Source organism: Nitratidesulfovibrio oxamicus (genome assembly GCF_015731765.1).
Lineage (GTDB): Bacteria > Desulfobacterota > Desulfovibrionia > Desulfovibrionales > Desulfovibrionaceae > Cupidesulfovibrio > Cupidesulfovibrio oxamicus.
The window spans coordinates 1-8,310 of the sequence record NZ_VRYY01000046.1 but is presented as its reverse complement, the minus strand read 5'-3'; the positions used below and the strand labels follow the sequence as shown (position 1 = coordinate 8,310).

General features: G+C 69.3%; 6 protein-coding genes. 4 read left to right on the top strand and 2 right to left on the bottom strand.

The window, feature by feature from the left end; translation table 11 throughout:
* Positions 1–136 precede the first annotated feature (136 nt).
* The 4 genes from mtnA to FVW20_RS02280 all read left to right on the top strand — a co-directional run bounded on the left by mtnA (position 137) and on the right by FVW20_RS02280 (position 5,998).
* Entirely contained in the window at positions 137–1,189 is a 1,053-nt protein-coding gene (gene mtnA / locus FVW20_RS02295) for an S-methyl-5-thioribose-1-phosphate isomerase (protein WP_196608120.1), read from the top strand.
* Between the two features lie 232 nt (positions 1,190–1,421).
* Positions 1,422–2,168 carry a Crp/Fnr family transcriptional regulator gene (locus FVW20_RS02290; protein WP_231038793.1) on the top strand — a complete coding sequence of 249 codons (747 nt, stop codon included), beginning with the start codon at positions 1,422–1,424 and terminating at the stop codon, positions 2,166–2,168.
* Positions 2,169–2,575: 407 nt separating this feature from the next.
* The gene (cooS, locus tag FVW20_RS02285) at positions 2,576–4,465 is read left to right on the top strand and encodes an anaerobic carbon-monoxide dehydrogenase catalytic subunit (protein ID WP_196608119.1); all 1,890 of its coding nucleotides are present in this window, start codon (positions 2,576–2,578) and stop codon (positions 4,463–4,465) included.
* Positions 4,466–5,155: 690 nt separating this feature from the next.
* Positions 5,156–5,998 carry an ATP-binding protein gene (locus FVW20_RS02280; RefSeq protein WP_196608118.1) on the top strand — a complete coding sequence of 281 codons (843 nt, stop codon included), beginning with the start codon at positions 5,156–5,158 and terminating at the stop codon, positions 5,996–5,998.
* A 455-nt stretch (positions 5,999–6,453) separates the two neighbouring features.
* On the opposite strand, the gene FVW20_RS02275 is transcribed toward FVW20_RS02280, so the two are convergent.
* Together FVW20_RS02275 and FVW20_RS02270 are read right to left on the bottom strand one after the other, a co-directional pair.
* Entirely contained in the window at positions 6,454–6,933 is a 480-nt protein-coding gene (locus tag FVW20_RS02275) for a DUF309 domain-containing protein (protein ID WP_231038792.1), read from the bottom strand.
* A 156-nt stretch (positions 6,934–7,089) separates the two neighbouring features.
* Positions 7,090–7,911: a TatD family hydrolase gene (locus tag FVW20_RS02270; protein WP_196608117.1), complete on the bottom strand. Its 822-nt coding sequence runs from the start codon at positions 7,909–7,911 to the stop codon at positions 7,090–7,092.
* Positions 7,912–8,310: the final 399 nt, after the last annotated feature.

Here is an 8,310-nt window from a genome sequence, read left to right as displayed (position 1 = left end):
GAAATCGGCACGCCCGGCGGCTCACGCAGGCCACCGCCGCCGCCCCGCGCGCCTTCCCCGGCATGCCCGGTCCGCGCAACCGTTTCGCGCAACCGTTTCGCGCACCCCATACCCGCGCCCACTCCACGGAGGCCCCATGGAACACCATATCCGCTACGACGCCGCCCAGCGCGCCCTGATCCTGCTCGACCAGCGCCTGCTGCCCACCCGGCAGGAAGATTTCGTCTGCCGGACCACGGAAGACATCGTCACGGCCTTGCAGGTCATGGTGGTGCGCGGCGCGCCCGCCATCGGCGTGACCGCAGCGTGGGGTTGCGTGCTGGCCGCGTACGAGGCCGCCGAGGCGGGCGACCACTGGCACCCGGTGCTGGACGGCCTGCTGGAACGCATCGCCGCCGCCCGACCCACAGCCGTCAACCTGCGTTGGGCCGTGGACCGCATGCGCAAGGTATTGAAGACCGCCGGACACGCGCCCTTCGCCACGCTGGTCTCGTTGTGGGAATCGGAGGCGCGGCGCATCCACCGCGACGACATCGAGATCAACCGCGCCATGGGCCGTCACGGCGCCGCGCTGATCGACGAAGGCGACACGGTGATGACCCACTGCAACGCGGGCGCGCTGGCCACCGCCGGGTACGGCACCGCGCTGGGGGTCATCCGGGGGGCGGTGGACGCGGGCAAGAAGATTTCGGTCATCGCCAACGAAACGCGCCCCTTCCTGCAGGGCGCGCGGCTGACCGCCTACGAACTGCACGAGGACCACATCCCCGTCACCGTGGCCTGCGACAACGCCTGCGGCCACCTGATGCGCAAGGGCATGGTGCAGAAGGTGGTGGTGGGGGCCGACCGCATTGCCGCCAACGGCGACGCCGCCAACAAGATCGGCACCTATTCCGTGGCCCTGCTGGCCCGCGAACACGGCGTGCCGTTCTACGTGGCCGCGCCGCTGTCCACCATCGACAGGAACACCCCCGACGGTGACCACATCCCCATCGAGGACCGCACCCCGCGCGAGGTGACCCACGTGGGCGACACCCAGATCACCCCCGACGGGGTGCCGGTGTACAACTTTGCCTTCGACGTGACCCCCGCCGCGCTCATCGCGGGCATCGTCACCGAGGTGGGCGTGCTGCGCCCCCCGTACGCCGAGAGCATCGCGGAGGCGTTTCGCAAGGCGGGGTTGGAGTAGCGCGGGCGCGACCCCCTGGCGACTACCCTGCCTTCCCTTCACATCCCCGTGCCGTCACCGTGTGGCGAAGGCACGGGGATGCGTCGTTTCGTCCCGCGCACACAATTGACGAGGCGCAGGTGATGCGTTGCTCCGGACTGGCGGCTGTGCCATGCTGGAACGTGCGTTCCGCACCTGCCCCACGCACCAATGCCTCCCATCGCCACGTACCGGAACGCCAGGAGCCCCCGCCATGATGATGAAGCTCTCCGACGTCGATCTGCTGGAAGCACTGGAGCGCCCCGAAAGCGCGCCCCTGCGCGAGATGTTCGCCATGCGCCGGGTAACGCGCGGGCAGGGCATCTTCTGGCCCGACGAGCAGGAGGATCTGGTGCTGGTGGTGAAGTCGGGCCGGTTCCGGGTGTACCTTTCTTACGGGGGCAAGGAATTCACGCTGGCCTTTCTGGAGCGGGGCGACATCTACAGCAGCCACACCGGAGCGCACGTGCAGGCCCTGGCCGACGGCGAGGTGCTGCTGACCGACACCCGCGCCTTCCGCCGCCGCATGACCGACCTGCCGGAGGTTTCGAGCATCATGGTGCGGGTGCTGGGGCAGATGCTGCGCTCCACCTTCTTTCTCATCGAGGGGCTGGTGTTTCGCGACAGCAATACCCGCCTGGCCTCCCTGCTGCTGGAACAGGCCGAACGGGCGCCCGCCCCCGACCCAGGCGATTCCGCCGACCTTGCCGGAATGGACGTGGCGGCCGATGCACCTGCCAGACACCACGCCACGCCGTCCCGGTCGGTGCAGCCCGGCAGCGGCCAGATCATCCGCATGGACCTGACCACGGAACAGTTGGCCGGCATGGTGGGGGCCACCCGCCAGACCGTATCCACCCTGCTCAACGACATGATCCGCTCCGGCATCCTTGAACGGGTGGGGCGCGGGGTCTACCGCGTGCGCGACATGGACCGCCTGCGCGAACTGGCCAGCGCGTAGATCGGCGTCAGCCGTTTCTGTCCGGCCCAGCCCGGCCCCTTTTCCCCTGCCAGTCGGCGACCACGGTTCCGCCCCCTTCCTTTCCGGCGGGGGGCATGCACCCTGCCGCCGTTTCGCCTGCCGCCACTACCTTGCCATCGCCGCGCCATCGCCGCCTTCCCCCCCTTGCCGCAGCCTTGGCGCGTTTTCTCCCGCCCCTTCCTTTTTTCCGCACCTTCGCACCTTTTGTCGGCTATCCGACATACTCCACCGCCCTGCCGCGCTACGTTCGCACCATACAGTGCCGCCCGCGCGCAGGAGAGGACGTTCGGGGGCGGCGGATGCGTCCGCACGCGTCGCGGGAAACGGCAGCGGACGTGGTGCAACCGCAGCGGCCCCGTGCGGGGCCACCGCCCAGGGAGGGCAACATGAATTCCGAGACCCCCTACACCGAGCACACCCTGTGGGAAGACGCGCGGCAGATGCTGCGCAAGGCCGAGGCCGAAAACATTCCCACCGCGTGGGACCGCATGCGCGAGCAGACGCCCCACTGCAAGTTCTGCGAACTGGGCACCACCTGCCGCAACTGCGTCATGGGCCCCTGCCGCATCGCCAACCGCAAGGACGGCAAGATGCGCTACGGCGTGTGCGGAGCCGATGCCGACGTCATCGTGGCCCGCAACTTCGGTCGGTTCATCGCGGGCGGAGCCGCCGGGCATTCCGACCATGGCCGCGACCTGATCGAAACGCTGGAAGCCGTGGTGGAAGGCCACGCCCCCGGCTACACCATCCGCGACGAGGCCAAGCTGCGCCGCATTGCCGGTGAACTGGGCGTGGCCGACGCGGACACCCGCCCCACCATGGACGTGGCCCGCGACCTTGTGGACGTGTGCTACGCCGACTTCGGCAGCCGCCGCACCGAACTGGCCTTTCTGAAGCGCGCCCCCAAGGCCCGGCGCGAACTGTGGGCCAGGCTGGGCATGACCCCGCGCGGGGTGGACCGCGAAATCGTAGAAATGATGCACCGCACCCACATGGGGTGCGACAACGACCCCGCCAGCCTGCTGACCCACGCCGCGCGCACCGCGCTGGCCGACGGCTGGGGCGGGTCCATGATCGGCACGGAACTTTCGGACATTTTGTTCGGCACGCCCATGCCCCGCCAGTCCACCGTGAACCTTGGCGTGCTGCGCGAAGACGCCGTGAACATCCTTGTCCACGGGCACAACCCCGTGGTGTCGGAAATGATCCTGGCCGCCGCGCGCGAACCGGCCCTGCAACAGGCCGCCCGCGATGCCGGGGCCGCAGCCCTGAACGTGGCCGGGCTGTGCTGCACCGGCAACGAACTGCTGATGCGCCAGGGCATTCCCATGGCGGGCAACCACCTGATGACGGAACTGGCCATCGTCACCGGCGCGGCGGACGCCATCGTGGCCGACTACCAGTGCATCATGCCCAGCCTTGTGCGCATTGCCGCCTGCTACCACACCCGCTTCGTGACCACCTCGCCCAAGGGGCGATTCACCGGGGCCACGCACATCGAGGTGCACCCCCACAACGCGCAGGAAAAGTGTCGCGAAATCGTGCAACTGGCCATCGAGGCCTTCACCAGGCGCGACCCCGCGCGGGTGAGCATTCCCGTGCAGCCGGTGCCCATCACCACCGGCTTCTCCAACGAGGCCATCCTGGCCGCGCTGGGCGGCACCCCGGCCCCGCTGCTGGATGCCGTGAAGGCCGGGCAGATTCGCGGGTTCGTGGGCATCGTGGGGTGCAACAACCCCAAGATCATGCAGGATTCCGGCAACGTGGGTCTCGCGAAGGAACTCATTCGCCGCGACATCATGGTGCTGGCCACCGGCTGCGTGACCACGGCGGCGGGCAAGGCCGGGCTGCTGATGCCCGAGGCCGCCGACATGGCCGGGCCGGGCCTTTCCGCCGTGTGCAAGGCGCTGGGCGTGCCGCCGGTGCTGCACATGGGCAGTTGCGTGGACAATTCGCGCATCCTGCAACTGTGCGGCCTGCTGGCCGATGAACTGGGCGTGGACATCAGCGACCTGCCCGTGGGGGCGTCGTCGCCGGAATGGTATTCGGAAAAGGCGGCGGCCATCGGCCTGTACGCCGTGGCCAGCGGCATTCCCACCCACCTCGGCCTGCCGCCCAACATCCTGGGCAGCGACGTGGTGACCGGCTTGGCCGTTGACGGCCTGAACGGGCTGGTGGGCGCGGCGTTCATGGTGGAAGCGGACCCGGTGAAGGCGGCGGACCTGCTGGAAGCGCATATCGTTGATCGCCGCAGGAAGCTGGGCCTTTCCGCGTAGGCGCTCGAATTGTCTTTTCGCCCGTTGGCCAACCGACCCGAAGGGCGCGTAGCGTGCCCGTTAGGTGAGCTTGCGAACCTTACGGGCATCGTGCGCAACGCGGTCAAACTTCGCCTGCCATGGCTTTGCTGTCCTTGTCCGTAAGATTCGCGCTGCGCGCTCACCTAACGGCTAAGGCTCGGTCGAATACGAGAAGAGTACGCGCTGCGGCCGCCATCCGTAAGGCTCGCAAGCTCGCCCAACGGCTGCCGCACTCCCTCATGGCAGGCTCGTTTTCCTTGCCAACGAACGAAAATCCTAATTTGAAATCACGCATCGCGTACGGCATGCAGGCGCGCGTCCGGACCATCGGGCATCATAGACGCACGCCTTGCGCATCACCCGGCGGCGCGGTCACCGGCCCGTGGCCGCGCCTTCCCGCACCGGGACGGGCCGGGGCAGGCACTTCCTGCTCCGGCCCAGCTCCGGGGCTCCCACCCTGGCCCAGCTTCGGCACTTCGGCTCTGGCCGGGACACGCGGGGCTACAGCGGCGCACGCTGTCGGGACATCTTCGTGCCATCCCCCCTTCGAAAGCTTTGGGGGGATGGGGTGGGGGTCCGGGGGCGGGGAAGGAGACCCTTGCCCGAAAGGGTCCCTTCCCCGCCCCCGGTTCTCTCCCTTCCGAAACGGACGCCACACAGGAGGCACGCATGAAACTGGCATTTGCGGGCAAGGGCGGCGCGGGCAAGACCACGCTGGCGGCCTGGACGGCGGACTATCTGGCCCGGCACGGGCACGACGTGTGGATGATCGACGCGGACACGGCCCTGTCACTGGGACGCGCGTCGGGACTGTCGCGCGACGGCCTGCCGGTGCCGCTGGTGGAACGGCACGACCTGATCATGCAGCGCATCGGCACGGGCATGATCAGCCTGACGCCTGAGGTGGGCGACCTGCCCGAGGCGCTGGCGGTGGAGGTTCCCCTTGGGGGGGCTGCGGCCCCCGGCATTGCGCCGGGCCGCAAGCGGCTGCTGGTCATGGGGTCGGTGGCCGGGGCCGGGGGCGGCTGCGCCTGCGAGGCCAATGCCCTGTTGAAGGCCCTGCTGGCCCACCTGATACACGACCGGCGCGAATGGGTGCTGGTGGATCTGGAGGCCGGGGTGGAGCATCTTGGCCGGGGCACCGTGGCGACAGTGGACGGTCTGGCGGTGGTCAGCGAACCGGGCCTGCGCAGCCTGGAAACGGCGGCGGACATCGCCCGGCTGGCGCGCGGCCTTGGCCTGCATCGACAGGTACTGGCCCTGAACCGGCTTGCCGGTCCGTGCGTGGCCTGCGCCGAGGACGAATACCTGCCCCAACTTCCACAACTGCCTGACAGCCCCGAACTGGCCGGGCTGCCTGATACGCGGGTGGGCGTGCCCGCCCTGCCCGGCCTTGCGGCGCGCATGCTGGACAACGCCTGCGTCACCGGCCTGCCGGAACACGCGCTGGTGGACCGGTTCATCGCGCGGCTGCTGGAAAGCTTCGGACATACGGCGGACACCACGGCCTGAGCGGGCCTGCCTTCACGGAAGCGATTCTGGTGCTGCGCGACCTGGCCACCAGAACGCATGCGCCAACTTCTGCGCGGATTGCGTCCGCAGCCGGAGATCACCGCCGGAGGCCTTGCGACGGCGGAAGCTCCGGCGTCACGGGCGCACCGCAAACTGACAAACGGTACCCGCACGACCCGGACCTTCAACAAGCCACCGGGAGATCGGCGCACATACGCATTCCGCGGGCAGATCGCCCGAAGGCGCTTTGGCCGAGGGAAGCTGACCGGCATGGAATGCGGTGCAGGATACGCCGGGGGTCCGGGGGAGGCGTAGCCCCCCTGGAGCGCGGGGGTGCAGGGGGGCCTCGCTAAGCGGCAGCCGTCAGGCGAGCGCGAAGATCGACCTGAAAGGCACGAAGGGTAACCGTTGGCAAGCTTGCTCGCCCTGCGGCCATCGTACCCGACGCGCGAGTCTTACGGATGGCGACCGCAGAGTGTACCCCCCTGCCCGCCGGAGGCGTACGCACGCCGCACGCACGGCAGCAGTTCCTTCCATCGCGCCGCGTCCAGCCGTTGGCCGGGGGGTAGCGCGGCCAATACCCCGCGCAGCCGTAACGCCTCGTCCCGCAGGGCCGCCAGATCCACCCCGAACCATGCAGGCAGAAACGGGGCCAGATGCCCGGCACCGCGCTCCAGCAGGCGCAGCGCCCCGGCGCGGTTGCCGTTCTCCTCGTGCAGCAGGCCCACGGCGATTTGCAGGATGCCCTTGTACACGTCGCGCCGGGGCCGGGCTTCATCCAGCCACAGGTGTTCCAGCACCTCGTGGCAGGTGAACCACGCCCCGGCCTCGAACAGGGCCAGCGCCCGGTCGAAACGACGGATTTCGTCGGGGACACGGTCGTCCGGGGTACGGCTGTCTGGGGTACGACTGTCCGGGGTACGACTGTCGGACATTTCACCCTCCGGGGTACGCCCGCCCCCACCACCTTGCGGCGGCACGGCAACCTGAACATTTTGCGTCTTGTGGTCAGGCATGCAGCCTCCCCGGCGGCGGCGCGCCGTCACGACGTTCCCGACATTCCCGCTTCAGGAATGCCGCAATCGGCGGCGCTAGATCCCGAAGAACCGCCGGGCGTTCTCCCCGGCCACCGTCCACAGTTCGGCCACGTCCATGCCCCGCGCCTGGGCCACGGCCTGCGCGGTGAACACCATGTAGGCGGGTTCGTTGCGCTTGCCGCGATACGGAACCGGCGACAGGTACGGGCAGTCGGTTTCCAGCAGCAGCCGGTCCAGCGGCAGCGTGCGTGCGGCCTCGCGCAGGGGTTCGTTGGCCGGGTAGCTGACCGGGCCGGGCAACGACACATGCCAGCCGTGCGCCACGATGCGCGCGGCCTGCGCCGCGTCGCCGCCAAAGCAGTGCCACAGCAGCGGATAGCCGGAAAAACCCTCCTCCTCCAGCACCCGCATGGTGTCGTCAAAGGCATCGCGCGAATGGATCACCACCGGGCGGCCCACCTCGCGCGCCATGGCCAGCTGGGCGCGAAAGGCCGCGCGCTGGATGTCGGGCGGGCAGTCGTCCCAGTAGAAGTCCAGACCTATCTCCCCCACGGCGCGCAGGCGGTCATCCTGTGCGAATGCCGCGCGCATGGCGGCAAGGGCCGCGTCGTCACAGGCCTGCGCCTCGCACGGGTGGATGCCGAGCAGAAAGAACACCTCGGGCCGCTGCGCGAACAGGTGGCGGTTGGCCCTCCATTTTTCCGGGCCAAGGAACACGTTGCCCAACTGCGCCACCCCGGCGGCGCGGGCGCGGTCCAGCACGGCCTCGCGGTCGGCGTCGAACTCGCTGCCATCGAGATGGGCGTGCGATTCCACGCCGGTGCAGGGCAGCCCCAGGCTTTCCGGCGCGGGGCGTTCCGGTTTCTTCTTGGACATGATGCAAATTCCTTATGTGATGACGCACGCGGATGCGAAAGGCACGGGACCGGCGCCTTGATCGGCCCAGCAGGCGGCCCGGACAGGTGGCCCGGACAGGTGGCCCGGACAGGTGGACCAGACGAGGGGCAGACAGGCGGGCAGCGGCCCATGTGTCTGACGCGGGCGTCACGGATGTTCTATGGGTGCACGGGAAAAATGCGTCTTCGCGAGCAACCTGTCCAGTATGCAGACGCTCGCGGCAAGGCTGAAGAAAGACGCGGCTAGCTGCGCGCGGGGGGAAACAGCTCTCCCCTCTCCGCCCGCGCCCACAGCGCAAGCACCGCCTCGCGCTGACGTTCCAGCGAACAGGCCCGCGCCGTGGCAAGGCCCGCCCGGCGCAGCGCGGCCAGTTCCGGC

Bases quoted from the DNA above. Each gene is read 5' to 3' on its own strand.
- FVW20_RS02275 (WP_231038792.1), bottom strand. From the start codon at position 6,933: ATGTCCGACAGTCGTACCCCGGACAGTCGTACCCCAGACAGCCGTACC.
- FVW20_RS02270 (WP_196608117.1), bottom strand. From the start codon at position 7,911: ATGTCCAAGAAGAAACCGGAACGCCCCGCGCCGGAAAGCCTGGGGCTG.
- FVW20_RS02280 (WP_196608118.1), top strand. From the start codon at position 5,156: ATGAAACTGGCATTTGCGGGCAAGGGCGGCGCGGGCAAGACCACGCTG.
- FVW20_RS02290 (WP_231038793.1), top strand. From the start codon at position 1,422: ATGATGATGAAGCTCTCCGACGTCGATCTGCTGGAAGCACTGGAGCGC.
- cooS (WP_196608119.1), top strand. From the start codon at position 2,576: ATGAATTCCGAGACCCCCTACACCGAGCACACCCTGTGGGAAGACGCG.
- mtnA (WP_196608120.1), top strand. From the start codon at position 137: ATGGAACACCATATCCGCTACGACGCCGCCCAGCGCGCCCTGATCCTG.